Annotated in this window: 18 protein-coding genes and 9 tRNA genes; 22 read left to right on the forward strand and 5 right to left on the reverse strand. The window is 28.0% G+C overall.

Annotation, left to right across the window (positions count from 1 at the left end):
- Nucleotides 1–7 precede the first annotated feature (7 nt).
- The 5 genes from EG856_RS03060 to tsaE all read right to left on the reverse strand — a co-directional run bounded on the left by EG856_RS03060 (nucleotide 8) and on the right by tsaE (nucleotide 3,082).
- Entirely contained in the window at nucleotides 8–805 is a 798-nt protein-coding gene (locus tag EG856_RS03060; RefSeq protein WP_130429654.1) for a GNAT family N-acetyltransferase, read from the reverse strand.
- Between the two features lie 69 nt (nucleotides 806–874).
- Complete coding sequence (locus EG856_RS03065; protein WP_130429655.1) at nucleotides 875–1,117, reverse strand: YdbC family protein; 243 nt, start codon at nucleotides 1,115–1,117, stop codon at nucleotides 875–877.
- A 65-nt stretch (nucleotides 1,118–1,182) separates the two neighbouring features.
- Nucleotides 1,183–2,130, reverse strand: a complete 948-nt coding sequence (tsaD, locus tag EG856_RS03070; protein ID WP_130429656.1) for a tRNA (adenosine(37)-N6)-threonylcarbamoyltransferase complex transferase subunit TsaD — start codon at nucleotides 2,128–2,130, stop codon at nucleotides 1,183–1,185.
- On the reverse strand, nucleotides 2,130–2,687 hold the full coding sequence (gene tsaB / locus EG856_RS03075; RefSeq protein WP_130429657.1) for a tRNA (adenosine(37)-N6)-threonylcarbamoyltransferase complex dimerization subunit type 1 TsaB: 558 nt from the start codon (nucleotides 2,685–2,687) through the stop codon (nucleotides 2,130–2,132). Before tsaB ends, tsaD begins: the two co-directional genes overlap by 1 nt.
- On the reverse strand, nucleotides 2,687–3,082 hold the full coding sequence (gene tsaE / locus EG856_RS03080; protein WP_130429658.1) for a tRNA (adenosine(37)-N6)-threonylcarbamoyltransferase complex ATPase subunit type 1 TsaE: 396 nt from the start codon (nucleotides 3,080–3,082) through the stop codon (nucleotides 2,687–2,689). Before tsaE ends, tsaB begins: the two co-directional genes overlap by 1 nt.
- Before the next feature lie 196 nt (nucleotides 3,083–3,278).
- On the opposite strand from tsaE, the gene rplJ reads away from it, so the two are divergent.
- The 22 genes from rplJ (at nucleotide 3,279) to EG856_RS03190 (ending at nucleotide 16,995) form a co-directional block, all read left to right on the forward strand.
- The gene (rplJ, locus tag EG856_RS03085; RefSeq protein ID WP_232954220.1) at nucleotides 3,279–3,782 is read left to right on the forward strand and encodes a 50S ribosomal protein L10; all 504 of its coding nucleotides are present in this window, start codon (nucleotides 3,279–3,281) and stop codon (nucleotides 3,780–3,782) included.
- 36 nt (nucleotides 3,783–3,818) lie between these two features.
- Nucleotides 3,819–4,187, forward strand: coding sequence for a 50S ribosomal protein L7/L12 (gene rplL / locus EG856_RS03090; RefSeq protein WP_130429660.1), 369 nt, complete (start codon nucleotides 3,819–3,821; stop codon nucleotides 4,185–4,187).
- Nucleotides 4,188–4,313: 126 nt separating this feature from the next.
- A tRNA-Gly gene (locus EG856_RS03095) sits at nucleotides 4,314–4,387 on the forward strand.
- Between the two features lie 78 nt (nucleotides 4,388–4,465).
- Entirely contained in the window at nucleotides 4,466–5,803 is a 1,338-nt protein-coding gene (gene mnmE / locus EG856_RS03100; protein ID WP_130429661.1) for a tRNA uridine-5-carboxymethylaminomethyl(34) synthesis GTPase MnmE, read from the forward strand.
- Between the two features lie 5 nt (nucleotides 5,804–5,808).
- Complete coding sequence (locus tag EG856_RS03105) at nucleotides 5,809–6,576, forward strand: TatD family hydrolase (RefSeq protein ID WP_130429662.1); 768 nt, start codon at nucleotides 5,809–5,811, stop codon at nucleotides 6,574–6,576.
- Nucleotides 6,563–7,339: a 16S rRNA (adenine(1518)-N(6)/adenine(1519)-N(6))-dimethyltransferase RsmA gene (rsmA, locus tag EG856_RS03110; protein WP_130429663.1), complete on the forward strand. Its 777-nt coding sequence runs from the start codon at nucleotides 6,563–6,565 to the stop codon at nucleotides 7,337–7,339. The genes EG856_RS03105 and rsmA overlap by 14 nt, the downstream gene beginning before the upstream one ends.
- Complete coding sequence (locus EG856_RS03115) at nucleotides 7,339–7,731, forward strand: hypothetical protein (protein ID WP_130429664.1); 393 nt, start codon at nucleotides 7,339–7,341, stop codon at nucleotides 7,729–7,731. The genes rsmA and EG856_RS03115 overlap by 1 nt, the downstream gene beginning before the upstream one ends.
- A gap of 14 nt (nucleotides 7,732–7,745) precedes the next feature.
- Complete coding sequence (locus EG856_RS03120) at nucleotides 7,746–8,735, forward strand: NAD(P)H-dependent glycerol-3-phosphate dehydrogenase (protein ID WP_198868308.1); 990 nt, start codon at nucleotides 7,746–7,748, stop codon at nucleotides 8,733–8,735.
- A gap of 75 nt (nucleotides 8,736–8,810) precedes the next feature.
- Nucleotides 8,811–8,884 (forward strand) — tRNA-Cys (locus tag EG856_RS03125).
- Nucleotides 8,885–8,887: 3 nt separating this feature from the next.
- Nucleotides 8,888–8,964: transfer RNA gene (locus EG856_RS03130), tRNA-Arg, on the forward strand.
- Between the two features lie 102 nt (nucleotides 8,965–9,066).
- A tRNA-Gly gene (locus EG856_RS03135) sits at nucleotides 9,067–9,140 on the forward strand.
- 102 nt (nucleotides 9,141–9,242) lie between these two features.
- Nucleotides 9,243–9,317: transfer RNA gene (locus EG856_RS03140), tRNA-Asn, on the forward strand.
- Nucleotides 9,318–9,321: 4 nt separating this feature from the next.
- Nucleotides 9,322–9,397 (forward strand) — tRNA-Glu (locus EG856_RS03145).
- Between the two features lie 3 nt (nucleotides 9,398–9,400).
- Nucleotides 9,401–9,476: transfer RNA gene (locus tag EG856_RS03150), tRNA-Val, on the forward strand.
- Between the two features lie 105 nt (nucleotides 9,477–9,581).
- Nucleotides 9,582–9,657, forward strand: a tRNA-Thr gene (locus EG856_RS03155).
- A 3-nt stretch (nucleotides 9,658–9,660) separates the two neighbouring features.
- Nucleotides 9,661–9,745, forward strand: a tRNA-Leu gene (locus EG856_RS03160).
- Nucleotides 9,746–10,069: 324 nt separating this feature from the next.
- Nucleotides 10,070–10,678 (forward strand): Holliday junction branch migration protein RuvA, encoded by a 609-nt coding sequence (ruvA, locus tag EG856_RS03165; RefSeq protein ID WP_130429666.1) that lies wholly within the window; start codon nucleotides 10,070–10,072, stop codon nucleotides 10,676–10,678.
- Nucleotides 10,653–11,609 (forward strand): Holliday junction branch migration DNA helicase RuvB, encoded by a 957-nt coding sequence (gene ruvB, locus EG856_RS03170; RefSeq protein WP_130429667.1) that lies wholly within the window; start codon nucleotides 10,653–10,655, stop codon nucleotides 11,607–11,609. The genes ruvA and ruvB overlap by 26 nt, the downstream gene beginning before the upstream one ends.
- 129 nt (nucleotides 11,610–11,738) lie before the next feature.
- Nucleotides 11,739–14,375 (forward strand): protein translocase subunit SecDF, encoded by a 2,637-nt coding sequence (gene secDF / locus EG856_RS03175; RefSeq protein ID WP_130429668.1) that lies wholly within the window; start codon nucleotides 11,739–11,741, stop codon nucleotides 14,373–14,375.
- A gap of 44 nt (nucleotides 14,376–14,419) precedes the next feature.
- Nucleotides 14,420–15,262, forward strand: a complete 843-nt coding sequence (gene truB, locus EG856_RS03180) for a tRNA pseudouridine(55) synthase TruB (protein WP_130429669.1) — start codon at nucleotides 14,420–14,422, stop codon at nucleotides 15,260–15,262.
- Between the two features lie 8 nt (nucleotides 15,263–15,270).
- On the forward strand, nucleotides 15,271–16,110 hold the full coding sequence (locus EG856_RS03185) for a YcsE-related riboflavin metabolism phosphatase (RefSeq protein ID WP_130429670.1): 840 nt from the start codon (nucleotides 15,271–15,273) through the stop codon (nucleotides 16,108–16,110).
- 18 nt (nucleotides 16,111–16,128) lie between these two features.
- Nucleotides 16,129–16,995 (forward strand): FAD synthase, encoded by an 867-nt coding sequence (locus tag EG856_RS03190; RefSeq protein ID WP_130429671.1) that lies wholly within the window; start codon nucleotides 16,129–16,131, stop codon nucleotides 16,993–16,995.
- Nucleotides 16,996–17,013: the final 18 nt, after the last annotated feature.

Raw genomic sequence — 17,013 nt, forward strand, 5'->3', positions numbered from 1 at the left:
TACTCCTCTACTTGACAATAATTGTATATAAACTACCGATTTCTTCATAACCCAATGAGCGATATACACTTCCAGCTTCTGGGTTATGGTAAAAAAGCATTGGTATTTTTTGTTGCTCAATTATTCAATTTGATAATTTTGCTACAACTTTTGATGCCAAACCTTGCTTGCGATATTGATTTAATGTATAAACTCCACCGATAAAACATTTATTATCGGCGTTTATTGCTATTAAAGCACAACTTATAACATCATTATTTTCATTTTTAATAATAAAAGGATTTGATATTCCAGCCGTAAATGATTGGGTATAAACTTTTAACTCATGGTCATACTCATTAGCAAAATTTGCAAATTCTTTAATTTTTAATCTTGATTCAACTATTTTAGGTATATCTTTGAGTTCAGCTTTGCTTACTTCGTCTGTGTTAATGTTGATTTTGTGATTTAATTTTGCCATTATTTGTTGGTGTATAACATACTTATTTTCATTTTTGACGTATTTTTCAATTTTTTTGAACATATCATCTGAAATATTGATGTTTTTTAAATTATTTTGCAAAATTATTTCATTAATTTCACTTCAACATAATTTTGAGTATGGATCAAAAAAAAGTAATGTTTGGTTAAAAATTAATAAAACTGCAACTATTTCATCTTGTTCAACTTTTATTAATGTTTTGTGTATTGTTGATTCAACTCCATAACTATCGATATCACCAATAAAAAAGAAATTTTTATCCGCGTCTAGATTTAAAAAATGCTTTACTGAATTTATGTCGTTTTGTGTTGCTTTTAAAATCATGATGTCCTTTAACTAAAACAAAAATAACCTTATTAAAGGTTTAATTTTAATTATTTTTACTTATAAAAATTAAAGTTTTTTTATTTCTTCATCTAAAAGAGCTTTTAAGGTTTTTAATTCATCCACTGATAAAGTAATACCTTTGCTTGAGCGAGCATAGTCTTCACTTCAATCGCGAATGTCGTATTTAGCCTCACCATTATTTCAAGAAACTAGATTTAATTCTTTTGTATAACCACTACTCGACAATCCACCAATTTTGCCAATTTTGCGCACAATATTGTTAGTTATTTGTGTTTTTTTGAATGCCATAATTTCTCCTTAAAATTTAAAATAATAATTAAATTATAGATTAATATTAAAATATGTAATTAATATTATATTTTATTTTTAATTTTAACATGTTTTATTTGTTCGTACGCACACATGGCTATCATTGCTCCATTATCGGTTGCATATTTTAAATTTGGCACAATTGCTTTTTTACTTAATTTTAAAAATTCTTCTCTTAATTTAGTATTAGCACTCACTCCACCGGCTAAAGTAAGCGAATTAACTTTGAATGATTCTAATGCATTTTGTGTTTTAGAAATTAAATATTCAATTGCTGTTTGCTGAAAACTTGCGGCAATTTTTTCTTTATCTATTTTTTGTTTTTTCATCACCTGCGTGTTATAGTAATTTAAAACTTGTGATTTTAAACCACTAAAACTAAAATCATATGGTTTGTCGGTGTGCGGTTTTGTAAATTTAATGTATTCGCCTGTGTATGATTGATAAATTTTATCTATTATTGGCCCACCTGGAAAACCTAATCCGAGTTTTGAACTAATCTTATCATATGCCTCGCCAACAGCGTCGTCTAATGTTTCGCCAATAACTTCGATATTGAACGGATCTTTGACATACATTAATTGAGTATGTCCGCCTGATACAAGCAAACATAAAGATGGGTATTCAACATTTTGCTCAATAGCATTTGAATAAAAATGACCTTCTAGATGGTTGATAGGAATTAATTTTTTATTTAATACAAGGGATAATGCACTCGCGAATAAATAACCTATTTGTAATGTGCCTATTAAACCCGGTTTTTGCGTATAAGCTATAAAATCTATAGTTTCAAAATCATATTTATTTTGAAAAAATAATTGAATAATATTGATATTTGAAACGTGTATTCTTGAACTAATTTCAGGAATAGTGCCACCAAATTCTTTAAAAATGTCGATTTGACTAATTGTTTTCATTTCCAATATTTTGCCATCTTCTAAAAGCGCAATTGATGTATCATCATGACTAGTTTCTATACCTAAAATACGCATTATTTACCTCCAATTTGTGGTTTTTTAATGTAGTATGGTTCAATATTGATAATGTCTTTTTGGTGTGTGAATAAAGTTATATAATTCTGAAAATTATTGAATATTTCAATATAATCGATTGTGTTATAAGATACATTTTCATTGTCTAAAATCTCAATATTTTTTACATCAAAAATTTTATTATTAGTATTTTGATATGCATAAACTTTTGATCCTGAAGCATTAATTAAAAAATTATTTTTAAGTGGGTTTTGTTTTATTAGTATTTGCATTGAACTAATTGTATTTATTTGGGCTTTTGTGATTAAAGCTATTGTTCTAACATAAACCAAAGCAATTCGCACACCAGTAAAATAACCCGGTCCTAAATTTAGGTAAAAATCAGTAATTTCATTGATGTTTATTTTGTTTTTTTTCAATAATTTTTCAGTGTTTTCAACCAATAATTTAACTTTTTTAGGAACATTTTTAAGCAGTATAAATTCAAGACAATAGTTATTTTGGTTTAATAAAGCAAGAGCAAAATCATCACCAGTTGTGTCAATAAATAATTTCATTATTTATACTCCTTTATTTCAAAAATGTGATTATTTTGTTCGTCTAAACTTATTCTGATATCAATGTAGTTTTTATATGAATGTGATATATTATCCGATCATTCAATCGCAACAATGTTATCTAAATAATAATCTTCAAATTCAATTAAATCTTCACTTAAATGATAAGCGTCAATATGGACTAAACCACTATAATCTTTCATATAGTTAAAAGTAGGTGAAGTAATTTGCTCCTTAATTCCTATTAATTTGGCTATTTCTTTAACTAAGGTGGTCTTTCCAGCACCTAAATCGCCATTTAGTAAAATTATTTTTGAACTAGTTAAGTTTGCTAAAATAAATTCAGCTATATGTTTAATCGATGAACCGTTTGAAACCTTGAAAGTTTGTTGCATTTTAACCCCACTTATGTTTTTTTATGGCTTATAAAATCTATAAATAAATTTAATATTAATATTTTACTATCTTTTAATTAAAAAATATATATAATTGCTACGCAATACATAAAGACAGTAACTGTTTTAACTTAATTTGTTACCGAATGTATATTGAATATTTGTATTGCTCATATTAATGAAAGGAGAAAACTCCATGAACGCTAAAGAATCAAAATTTAAGTTGATGAAAAAAGAATTAGCAAAAGAAATTTCACAAAAAATTACTGATGCTAAATCTGTGATTGTTGCTGAGTATCGTGGTTTAACTGTTCAAGAACTAACACAGTTGCGTGTTGAAGCAAAAAAAGTTGGTGTTGAGTTAAAAGTTTACAAAAACCGTATTGTAAAATATGCTCTTGAAACAGCTGGATATGTAGATTTAGCAAGTCACTTGGTTGGACCAAATATTTATGCTTTTAGTAATGAGGATGAATTATCAGCAGCTAAAGTTTTAAGTAAATTTGCTAAAACCAATAAATTATTAGCACTTAAAGCTGGTATTTTTGAACAAAAAGTTATTGATGCGAAAGGTGTGGCTGAAGTTGCTGCTTTACCAAATTACGAAGAAGCACTTGGAATACTTGCTCGCTCACTTATCTCACCTTTACAACAACTTTCTCTTTCTTTAAAACTATATACAGAAAAAGAAAGCGAATAATTTTTTAATATAACATATTTGAAAGGAAAATTTATAATGGCTAAATTAGAAAAAGACACATTCATTTCAGCATTAAAAGAAATGACAATTAAAGAAGTTATGGAATTAGTTGAAGCAATGAAAGAAGAGTTTGGAATTGACCCTTCAGCAGTTGCTGTAGCAGCTGCTCCAGCAGCTGAAGCAGCTGAAGAAAAATCTTCAGTTAACGTTGTTATTACTTCAGATAACGGTAAAAAATTACCAATTGTTAAAGTAGTTAAAGAAGTTTTAGGACTACCTTTAATGGAAGCGAACAAATTAGTTTCAGCACTTCCAGCAGTAGTTAAAGAAAATGTTTCAATGAATGAAGCTGAAGAATTAAAAGCAAAACTAGTTGAAGCTGGTGCTTCAGTTGAATTTAAATAATTCAATTGTTTAATAATATAATGCCAACATATAATTTGTTGGCATTTTTTATTAAAATTTAAATAAAACTATATTTTTCTTTGAAAAAAAATAAAAAGTTATATGATTATATAGCAATTATAAATCGGGGATGTAGTTCAATGGTAGAACTCCAGCCTTCCAAGCTGATTATGCGGGTTCGATTCCCGTCATCCCCTCCATTTGTAAATTACACCAAAGCAGCAAGCTGCTTTTTTTAATTTAATTCAATAAATAAATATTAAGGTAAAATAAAGATTATGATTAATGATACAATAGCAGCTATTTCTTCAGGTGGTAAAATAAATCAAGCAATTTCAATTATAAGAATTAGTGGTCAGGATAGTGTTAACATTATTTCCAAAATATTCAATGGAAAAATTGGTTCAAATCATCAAATTACATACGGTCATATAATCGATAACTTTAACAATAATAAAATAATTGACGAAGTTTTGGTAATGTGATTTATTGGCAAAAATACCTTTACAGGTGAAAATACTGTTGAAATAAATTGTCATGGTGGAGTAGTAATTTCTAATCGAATTTTAGAGTTAATATTACAAAATGGAGCAAGACTTGCGACACCAGGAGAATTTAGCAGGCGAGCATTTTTAAATGGCAAAATGGATTTGATTAAAGCAGAAGCCATAAACGACTTAATTCATGCTCAATCTTTAATTCAAACAGAATTAGCTGTACAAAAATTTGATGGTAAAACTTCACAAATGATTAATGAAATGCGTGATTGACTAATGAATTTAATTGGACGTATTGAAGTTAATATTGATTATCCTGAATATGATGATGTTGAAAAAATTTTAGATCATGGTCTCATTGAAGAATTAATTAGAATAGAGAAAAAAATGAGTGAATTAGTTGAACAAAGTGAAAATTCAAGATTATTGTTTGATGGTATTAAAGTAGCCATAATAGGTAAGCCAAATGTTGGTAAAAGCACAATACTAAATTGTTTAATTGGTGAAGAAAAAGCTATAGTAACAGATGAAGCGGGCACTACAAGGGATTTGGTTGAGGCTAGTTGACAATACAAAGGTTTTTTATTTAAATTAATTGATACTGCCGGCTTAAGAGAAACCACAACAAAAGCTGAAAAAATTGGTATTGAAAAAAGTTTTAATCAAATAAAAAATGCCGACATTGTAGTTCATGTGTTGGATACAACTCAAGTTAATAATCAATTTGATGATGAAATTAATAAAAATGCAGCTCAATTTAATAAAAATATTATCACAGTATGAAATAAAAATGATATTAAACCAGCCCCCAAAGGTGCTTTAAGTATTAGTGCCCATCATAGCAAAATTGAAAAATTACAAGATGAATTAGTAAATAAATTTAATAAAATTGAATTAAATAATGCCGATTATGTTACCAATGCCCGGCAATTATCATTAATTAAAAAAGCAAATATTTCAGTAAAAAACGCAATACAAGCATTGCAAAATGGTGTTTATACGGATTTAGTTATTATTGATATTACAGAGGCGTGAAAAAATTTGGTTGATATCACAGGCCGTGCTGATAATGAACAACTATTGGATGATATGTTTAAAAACTTTTGTCTTGGAAAGTAGGTAAGATGGCAATTAAATTAGTAGATGCACATACTCATCCGTTAAAGGAATATTATTCAAATATTGACGAAACTATTTCGCAAGCACATCAAAATGGTGTTAATATAATGATGGTTACTGGTTGTTCAATTCAGGAAAACGAAGAAGTTAAAAAAATTTGTCAAAATTATCCTTTTGCCTATCCAGTTATAGGAATTCACCCTAATAATGCAACGGGTAAAGTAGACGGTGATTTAATTGAGGCTCAAATAGATACAAATATAAAAGCAATTGGAGAAATTGGTTTAGATTTTTATTGGAATAATGTATCACCGCAAATTCAAATTGATTCATTACATTCACAGATTAGAGTCGCTCAAAAACACAATTTACCAGTAGTGATTCATATGCGTGATTCATATGAAACACTATATGAAATTCTTTCGCAATATAGAGACGTAAAATTTATGATTCATACATTTAGCGGAGATTTATTTTGAGCAAAAAAATTCTATGAATTAAACACTTATTTCAGTTTTTCAGGCACAATTACCTATAAATCTTCAAATCATTTAATTGAAGTGGTTGAGTGACTACCTATAGAAAGAATTTTAACCGAAACTGATGCACCTTATTTATCGCCTGCTCAAAAAAGAGGTGAACAAAATGTGATGGAAAATGTAATTTTTGTTGCTACATATATTGCCGGCATAAAAAAAATGTCTATAGAAAAATTTGCTAAACAAATATACCGAAACGCCAAGGAGTTTTTTAATATAAATGCCAAAAAATAATCATATTGCTGCTAAAAAAAAATTTGGTCAAAATTTTCTGATTAATAGTCAAATTATTGAACAAATTATTGATATTATCTCTCCAAAAAACAAAAATATTTTAGAAATTGGCCCTGGTATGGGTGCTTTAACTAAACATTTAAATAAAGATGCAAAAAATCTAACTGTTTTTGAAATCGATCAAGACATGATTAATTATTTAGTTGTGCACAAAATAATTAATTTATCACAAATAATTAAAGGAGATTTTTTGTTGTCTAATTTAGACAATTTTGAGCACTACGAAATAGTAGGTAATATTCCTTATTATATAACCAGCGAAATTATTTTTAAAATTGTTGAATATAGACATTTATTTAAACGGGCAATTTTAATGGTTCAAGATGAAGTAGCAAATCGCATTGTTGCCAAAATTAACACCCCTGAATATTCAAAATTATCAGTGACTTTGCAATACATTGCTAATGTTAAAAAAGAGTTATTTGTTGATAAAAAATTATTTTACCCACAACCAAAAGTTGATTCAGCAATAATATCAATAGAATTTAAAGGTAAAAACGAATTAAATTTCACTAAATTGATGAATTTTTTTAAAATTTGTTTTCTTTCACGACGCAAAAAATTATCTTGGTCACTAAAATCGGCTTATTCTATGTCGAAAATAAATGCCGCATATAAGACATTAAATTTAAATGAACTTACACGTATTCAAGAATTAAGTGTTGAAAAAATAGTAGCACTTTTTAAAGAATTGGAGCAATAATGACAATATTAGATTTTGATTTTTCTGATGAAGTAAAAAATGTAATGCAAAATCCTGAATTAATTGAAAACAAAATTAAAGCTAGAAAAAAAATGGTTGAATTTTGGTTTTTGATAGCATTAGTTTTGTTTATCGGTGTTGCTGCAATTTATTTTTTTATAAATTCATTTAATTTTGCTAAATCAATCAACATCACAATACTAGTTTTAATAACACTAGTTTTGATTGGATTTTATGTTTATGCATTTATTTGTTTATTCACTTTATTAGTTTTTGTAAAAACAGTAAAATTAATTAAACAAGGGAATAAAAATCAAGCACGCAAAATTTATAAGATTTATAAAATATTAAAATTTGAGTGAAACTACAATAAAAATGTTAATAAAAATTAATAAAAGGGGAAATTATGGCTAAAATAACTTTTATAGGAACAGGGGCTTGAGCATCGGGTTTAGCCAATGTTTTAAGCAAGAATAATCATAAAATTATTATGTGGGGTATTGATGAAAATGAAATTAAAGACATTAACCAAGGATTAAACTCAAAATATTTTGCAAATTTAAAATTTAATAATCCGCATAATTTAACTGCAACAGCCAATTTAAATCTAGCGTTAGAAGACACAGATTTGATTATTTTGGCAGTTCCTTCCCCAGCAATTGCCGATGTTATCTCAAAAATTAAGCAAATTTTAAAAACTCGCAAAGTAAATGTTATTAACGTTTCAAAAGGAATTGATTTTAATTCCAAAAAATTTATATCAGAATTAGTTAAAGATGAATTTGGCCCTAACTTAAATAATTTTGCTTCTTTAATAGGTCCATCTTTTGCAACCGAAGTTTTCCAAAACCACCACACAATGATTAATATTGTTGGTTTAAATTCTCTTTTTTTAGATAAAGTTGCTCGCTTATTTAACAATGACACATTTAAATTAAAAATAAATACGGATGAACACGGTAGCGAAGTATTTTCGGCTTTAAAAAATGTTTTAGCCGTTGGTATAGGAATAAGTTCATATTTATATCCATCTAAAAATTTAGCTCCCGCATTAATTTCGCAGGGATTAAACGAAATTTATTTAATAGCCAAAAAAATGTTTCCTCAAACTCAAACAACAACAGGTTATCAATTGGCCGCTATTGGCGATATTGTTTTAACCTGCTTAAGTACCACAAGTCGAAATTATAGTTTCGGGCTAAAAGTTGGAGAATTAGGGGTTGAAAAATCATTAAAATTAAACGACAAAACTGTTGAAGGTTTTAATACTGCTTTAATTTTAAACAATATGAAAGCAGAATTACAAAATTTAGATATTCCTTTACTTAACAGCATCATTGATATATTATTGAACAACAAAGATAAAGAAAAATTATTAGATTTTTATTGAAAATAATATTTTTTTAAAACATAAAAATATGTATAATAAATTAGCACTAATCAAATAATATTGTATAATGTTTTCGCATATGGCACCATAGCCAAGCGGTAAGGCATTAGTCTGCAAAACTTTGATCGCCGGTTCGAATCCGGTTGGTGCCTCCATATGCGCCCGTAGCTCAACTGGACAGAGTACTTGGTTACGGCCCAAGGGGTTGTGGGTTCGACTCCTGCCGGGCGCGCCATTTGTTTAAATAACACCAAAATCCATTAGGATTTTTTTTATTAATTTTTTTTAAAAAAATATTTTGTTTTTTTAAAAAAAGCGATATTATTTTATTGCAAATGGAAACGTAATTTAATGGCAAAATTCTAGCTTGCCATGCTAGTAATGGGGGTTCGATTCCCCTCGTTTCCTCCATTTGTTAATCACCGAGTAGGTTTACCTATTTAAAAGCGAAATATAAAAATTTATTTATTTATTTTTAAAAATAATTTATAATTATAAAGCATATTTCGCAATGCCGATTTAGCTCAGCGGTAGAGCAGCTGGCTGTTAACCAGTTGGTCGCAGGTTCGATCCCCGCAATCGGCGCCATTATGGTCTGTTGGTGAAGCGGTTAACACACATGGTTTTCATCCATGCACGCACGGGTTCGATTCCCGTACAGACTGCCATATGGAGAATTAGCTCAGTTGGGAGAGCGGCGCCCTTACAAGGCGTAGGTCATGGGTTCGAGCCCCTTATTCTCCACCATTTGTAAATTACACCACTAGCTTTGCTAGTTTTTTTATTAAAAAAATTCAAAAATTTTTATTTTTTTAAAATCCTTTTATGCTATAATAATCAAGCAATTCAAACGCCGGCTTAGCTCAGTTGGTAGAGCAACTGACTTGTAATCAGTAGGTCGTAGGTTCGAGTCCTATAGCCGGCACCATGTGCGCGAGTGGTGAAATTGGCAGACACGCTAGATTTAGGCTCTAGTGCTTTGCGGCGTGAGGGTTCGAGTCCCTCCTTGCGTACCATTTGTTTAAATACACCAAACTGCTTATTAGCAGTTTTTTTTATTAAATATATTTTCCACATAGGTTTGAATAATAAAAAAACTAATAAAGAGTTAAAAAATAATCAAATTCTTAATTTTTAAATACTTGTGCTAATTTATTCACAAAATTTATAAAGTAAAAAGTTAATAAAATTTACTTTTTTAATGTTTTAGTATTTTAAGTGTAAGAAAAAAGAAAGGAAAATATGGATAAAAAAATTATGTCTTTTTTGTTACGGTTAGGTTTATTTATTACCTCACTTAAAAATATATCAAAATACTATAAATTAAAATAAGGAGAAAAATGATTTTATATAGAATAGGAGAAATTGTTTATAAAAACAATTCAAACCTAATTTTTGAATCGGGTGGTGTAGGCTATAGTTTAATTATGCCAGATCATCCTAGAGTAAGTGCTAAAACAAAAACTAAATTATATTTATTTGACATAAAAAACGATTATTATCAGGCAACATATGCCTTCAAAGACTTCAAGGAGAGATTGTTGTTTGCTGATTTAATTTCATTAAGCGGCGTAGGGCCTAAAGTTGCCTTTAATATGTTAAATCAAGGTTGAGAAAAAATAGCGAGTATGCTAGCCATTGCTGATTTTGATGGTTTATTGAAAACACCTTATTTAAACCCAAAAGTAGCGCGTCTAGCAATTGCAGAATTAAGTGAAAAATGAGCTAAGATGATTAATTCTAAAAAAGCATCACAAAATATATATACTTCAAATATATTAGACCAAGCACGCGAAACACTAAAAACATTAGGTTTCAAAACAAAAGAAATAGATACAGCTCTTAATGAAATTCCTCAATTAAATGATGTGGAAGAAATTATTCAACAAGCTATGTTTGTGATAACCGGCAAAGATTTAGAAAATGAAAAGTCAAATTTTGCGTCCTAAAAATTTCATAAATTTTATTGGACAAGACAAATTAATTACTACTTTAAAAACAATGATTAGTGGTTCAAAATTTCGCAAAGAAATTTTAGATCACATTCTTTTTTATGGACCACCAGGAACCGGAAAAACTACATTGGCAGGAATTTTAGCTGAAGAAATGAAGGTAAAAATTCATTATTTACAAGGTTCCTTACTTGAAAAAAAGGCTGACATTTTAAGTGTTTTTACACAAATTAATGAGGGTGATTTAATTTTTATTGATGAAATTCATAGTATCAATAAAAATGTTGAAGAATTGATTTATTCAGCAATGGAAGATTTTAAAATTGACATTATTATTGGTCCAGAAGGTAATTCAAAAGTAATGCGAATGAATTTAAAACCTTTCACTTTAGTAGGAGCTACAACTAAAATAAATTTATTATCACAACCACTCAAAGATCGTTTTGGTTTTCAAGGACGCTTAAATCCTTATAGTGTAGATGATATATTTAAAATTATTGAAAATGTTTATCAAAGTATGAATATTTCAGCCGAAGATAATGTGTTAGAAACAATTTCACAACATTCAAAAGGCACTCCTCGTGTCGCAATACATTTATTGAGAAGAGTGAACGATTTTTCAATAAAAAATAACGAAAAATCAATTAGTATTAAAACAGTTAATGAAACATTTAAATATCTTGAGTTATATGAATTTGGTTTAAGCAGGGAGCATCTTGAATATTTAAAACTCTTGAATGATACATTCGATGAAAAAAGTGCCTCATTAGATTCGCTAGTCGGTATATTAAATTATCAACGCGATAATATCATTTATGATATCGAACCGCTTTTGTTATATTATCATTTAATACAAAAGAGTCCTCGTGGAAGAAAAATAACCAAAGAAGGCGTAGAATACTTAATAAAAAATTATAGATATCATTAAATATATTTTGTTTTTATTTAAATTAAGTTTAAAAGTTTAAGCATACCACTGAAGAAGTAATTTTATAGTGTGCTTGAACTTTTTATATTAATTATTAAATTTAAAACTTAATATATAATTACATTACATATGAAAAAAATAGGGCAGTTTTTTAAGAATATATTTTCAGCTTCTACTTTAAAGAGGTTTTTTACTTTAAGCAATTGAAAAAGATGATTTTTTTCATTTTTCATTGTCGCTGCGACAATTACAACTGTTGTAGCCGGAACTACTTTATATACAACAAAAAATGTTAAAAAATCTATCAAATACGGTGGTGGTCAGGAATTTTTAGTTTCAATTGAAAATAATAACGAGTCAAAAACACCGGTTACAGAAGTTGCTCGTTCAGTACAAAACCGAATCGGCGATAGTAATAATTTTAATGATGTTAGAGTGGATGTTGAAAGCGACGATAAACTGAAAATTTCAAAAACTGGTGATTTAAGCGTGAAGGAACGTCAAACATTTGAAAAACTTTTAACAACTAAATCTACTTTAATTTTTACAGATATTTCTGGTCAACCACTTTTTAGAAACGGTGTTTTTGTTGAACCTAATGAAAATAATAAAATTAATTGAGAAGATGTTGTTGAAGACGAACAAATATTAAATTCTTTTGTACCACCGATAAGAAACGCTCGCCAAAATTTTAACTCATTCGGTAGCAACAATAGTTTTGTGGTTGATGTAACATTAAGCAATAAAACAGCTGAAATCGAATGAACAAAAGCAACTGATTATTTATCTAAAAAAGCTCAAGGTCAAAATCTTTTGTTGACTTGGTTAAATATTGATGATTTGATTAATATCGCACGAAATGAATATTTAAATGAATGAATAAAAGCGAATAAAAATCCATATAATTTTGTTTATGTGAATGAAACGCCTGATCAAGGCCAAAATCAAGGTGTATTGAAAACTTATTCAATAAATGCTGATAATTATTTAATTAATAAAGTTGGTGTTAATACTCCATTACGAGGTGAAAGTTTTAGTATCCCTTCTAGTGCTAGAGGTGAAAGACTTACAGATGAAAGTTCTAAAAAACTTGCTGAAAACATTAAATTTGGTATTGCAAAATATGATTTAAAAATTGTGTCAAGTAACTTTATAAGTGCCAATGAAACAAATAATGCATATTTATTATCTTTAATTGCTATTGGTGTTATTTTTGTTTTAATTGCGATAATGTTTATAGTTAATTATGGCTTATTGGGTGCTTTGAGTACAATTTCTATGGCTTTATATTTATTTATCACAATGTTAATGTTTACAACATTGCGTGGCGAATATTCTCCAATTGCTTTAGCATCAGTAATGCTTGGATTATTAATTTTCTTTAATTCTATTGTTTTAACATATTCTAGATTAAAACAGGAAATTTATCGTGGCGAAAAAATGCGTAAAGCATTAGCCACAACTATGCGCTCAACTCTTTCAACCCTTTTTGATTCGAACATAGTAATTATTCTAATTTCATTTATGCTTTTTTACTTTGGTACACAAGGTATAAGAACATTTAGTATTAGTTTAGTGTTTTCTATAATAGGTGTTGCCACTTCAGCTATTTTGTTGACTAGATTTGTAACATCAATGTTAGTTAATACAAAATTATTTAGCAAAAAACCAAATCTATTAGGTGTTAGAAGCAAAAAATTGAATCATGCTTTTGTAAATAAATTCACAAATTTAAATTTCATCTCTCACTCAAAATGATATTTAGTAGCAATTGGAATTTTTGTTTTATTAGCTTTAATTACGTTTGGTGTGTTTGCTGGTATTAATCAAAATATTAGTGCTGGTTTTAATCGAGCATTAGAATTCCAAGGGGGAGTTAATATTACAATACAAGGTCGTCAAGACTTAAACACTACAATTAATATTGAGCAAGCAACGCAAATTAGAGATTATTTAATTAATAACTCGGCAAATTTAAACATTTCTAATGCTAGTGATGTTATTAGTTTAAGTGCTCTTGATTCGCAAAATAATGCTTATAGTGTAGTAATAAAAACTTCCCAATCTATTTCGCCTCAACAAATTAGCGCCATCCGAAACGGTGTTCAAGCGATAGCGAGTGTCGATATTCTTTCTTATGGTTTTAATTCTTTATCTTCAATAGAATTTTTATTAAATACAATTTATGCTGTATTAGTCGCCTTGGGAATAATATTTATTTACATTTTAATTAGATTTAAATGAACATACGCGATTGCTGTATTAATCGCTTTAATTATAGATATTATTTTAGGTGTTAGTTTTGTAGCGCTTGCTAGAATTGAATTAAATACATTAACAATAATTGCTTTTGCTGCGTTATTAATTATTTCTGCGAATGATAAAATTATTTTGATAAGTAAAATTAAAGAGCAAATGTCATTAAATTTCCACACTGATTTTATTGAAAAAGAAGGCGTTGAAATGGTGGCTAATAAAGCAGTGCAAACTTATTTTAAACGTAGTATTTATTCACTAATTGCAATGGTTATTATCGCAAGTATAGTAGCTTTATTCATTTATCCAATTGAATATTCATTTAGTGTTACATTAATTTTTGGAGCTATTAATACTGTCTTTTCGTCAATATTTATCACAATGTTTATTTGAAACAAACTTGAAAGCAAACGTCAAGCTGGTATTAAAAAACGATTTAAAAATAAATATTGAGTAATACCAGGTGTAGATGAACAAATTTTTCCTGGTATCAACGATTTTATAGCTTAATTAGATTAATATCGCTTCGGCGATATTTATTTTTAGGAGAGAATATGTTTTATTTATTGTATAAACCTAAAGGCATTTCATCGTTTAAGTGTATTAAAACATTTCAGCATAAATTAAAATTGAAAAAATGTGGACACAGTGGCACTCTTGATCCTCTAGCCTCTGGATTGTTGTTGTTAGCTAGTGATGATGACACTAAACTTTTACCATATATTGCCAATAAACATAAAACCTATATCACCACAATTCAATTTGGAACTTCAACCACTACATATGATGCTGAGGGTGATATTATCAAGGTTTCAAATAATTTATTTGCTAAAAAAGATGTTGACAATGCTTTAGACTGAATTAAAAATCAAGCATCGCAAATACCACCGATATTTAGTGCAAAAAAAATTAACGGAATACGCAGTTATGAATTAGCACGCAAAAATATTAATATAGATTTAAAACCACAACAAATTGAAATTAGCAACGTGGAACTGATTGATTTTGATTTTATTCAACAACAACTAAAAGTTAAATTACAAGTAAGCAATGGTACATATATTCGTTCATTAGCAAATGATCTAGGTTTAGCTTTTAACACTTATTCATTTATGGCAGAACTTGAAAGAGTTGAAATTAGTGGTTTTGATAAAAAAAATTTAAAAAGTAACGACTATATTGCTATAATAAATATCCAACCTTTTTTAAGTATTGAATCATTAAAGTTGAGCATTGATCAAATACACAGTATTAGTCTGGGCAAAATTATTACATTTGATGCCAAAGACGGGGAGTATTTAATTTATTGTGATTCTAAATCAAAATTGGCTTTGGGTATTGTTGAAGTAAAAAATAATTATTTAAAAGTAAAAAAACTTTTTGGTAATAGATTATAGGAGTTGTAATGAATAAATCACAATTAAAACAAAACATAAAATTAGCTGCTTTTGATATCGATGGTACATTATTGCCATATACTCAAGCCGAATTTAGCGATATTGTTACTTTAATGTTTGAACAGTTAAAAAACAAAAAAATTTATAGTGTTTTAGCTACTGCAAGAGAATTTATCACAATTGGTGACTTAATGAATAAAACACCTGATTTAGATTATTTTATAGGTGCTAATGGTATGTTTGTTTATGATTTAAAACAACAAAAAATAATTTATGAAAAAACTATTTCTTTACGCGATTTACGTATTATTTACGATGCGTTAAATTTTATTCCAGAATCACAAGGTTTGACAATAACAGATTTAGACTGATGTTATCATACACCTGGAATGAATTTAGATACTTGATTTTTAAAACCTCATAAAGCTAAAATGAAGCCGATGAATTTTGATACAATGGACAAAAATCACTTACATATAATTACAGTTCAAACACAAAATCAACATCAAACCGATATAGCTGTGCAAAAAATTAATGAAGTTATTAAACAAAATAATTTAAATGTTGAAATAAGTTCAACTTGATACAAAGGTGTATTTATTTCTCCAATAGGAGTAACTAAATCGCACACTATTGAATGATTAGCTAACAAACTTGGTTTAAAAAATAATACTAACGTTATAGCTTTTGGTGATAGTTCTAATGATGTTGAGATGGTTAGCAATGTCGCTTGGGGTGTGGTGATGGAAGATGCTGATGATTCGTTAAAAAAAATAGCAAAAGATATAGCCAAAAGCGTTAAAGTTGACGGTGTTTATTTAAAACTAAAAGAATTAGAACTTATTTAATTAATTTATAATATTTTTATGTCTTTATATGTCTATAATTTAAAAAATTTACCAAAATTTAACCACCCGATTTTTATGATTGGATCTTTTGAAGCTTTCCATGCCGGTCATAATTTATTGTACGAAAAAGCTAAAGAATTAAATTTATTACACAATAATACTCGCGACATAATTATTGTTTATTTTAGTGATGTTGAACAAATGCCCAAAAATTTAGGAAAAAAATTCAGTGATCATTTATTTAGGTTGCATTCATTTGCACAATTAGGTTTTAAACACGCATTAAAATTAGATTACAAACTTATTCACGCGTTGGAACCTAATGATTTTATTGATTTAATAATTGATAAACAAAATGATTTTGACATTGTTGTTGGTTCAGATTTTAAATATGGGAGTAAGGCTAAAGCCAATGTCAAAACTCTAAAATCAAGGTTTAAAGACAAAATTCATTCAATTGACATTATGAGACTAAATAATGAACAAAAAGTATCAACATCATTTATAAAAGAAGCGTTAATTGCTGGTGATATTGATTTGGTTAATTTATTGAATTTATATAAATATGGCTTTAATGCTAAAATTTTTAAACAAAATGATATTTTAAATTTACAATTTGATTTGGATTTAACACCAATGCGAGCAGGTGTTTATTGTGTCAATATTATTATTGAAGATATAAATTATTATGCTTTAATGTTAATTACCAATGATAATCAACGTTTAATTGAAATGATTGATTTTAGTTGGACTAGTTTATCAAAACATGATTGTAAAATTGTGGTATTTGCGTTTTTGCGACCTTTTTTTACCAATTCACAAATTAAAGCCAATGAAAGTGATTTTACTAGAGCAAAAGAGTATTTTACTTATTTGTCGAATTAAATTTATCAAAATGCTGTT

Source organism: Mycoplasmopsis phocirhinis, from assembly GCF_004216495.1.
Taxonomy (GTDB): Bacteria; Bacillota_I; Bacilli_A; order Mycoplasmatales; family Metamycoplasmataceae; genus Mycoplasmopsis; species Mycoplasmopsis phocirhinis.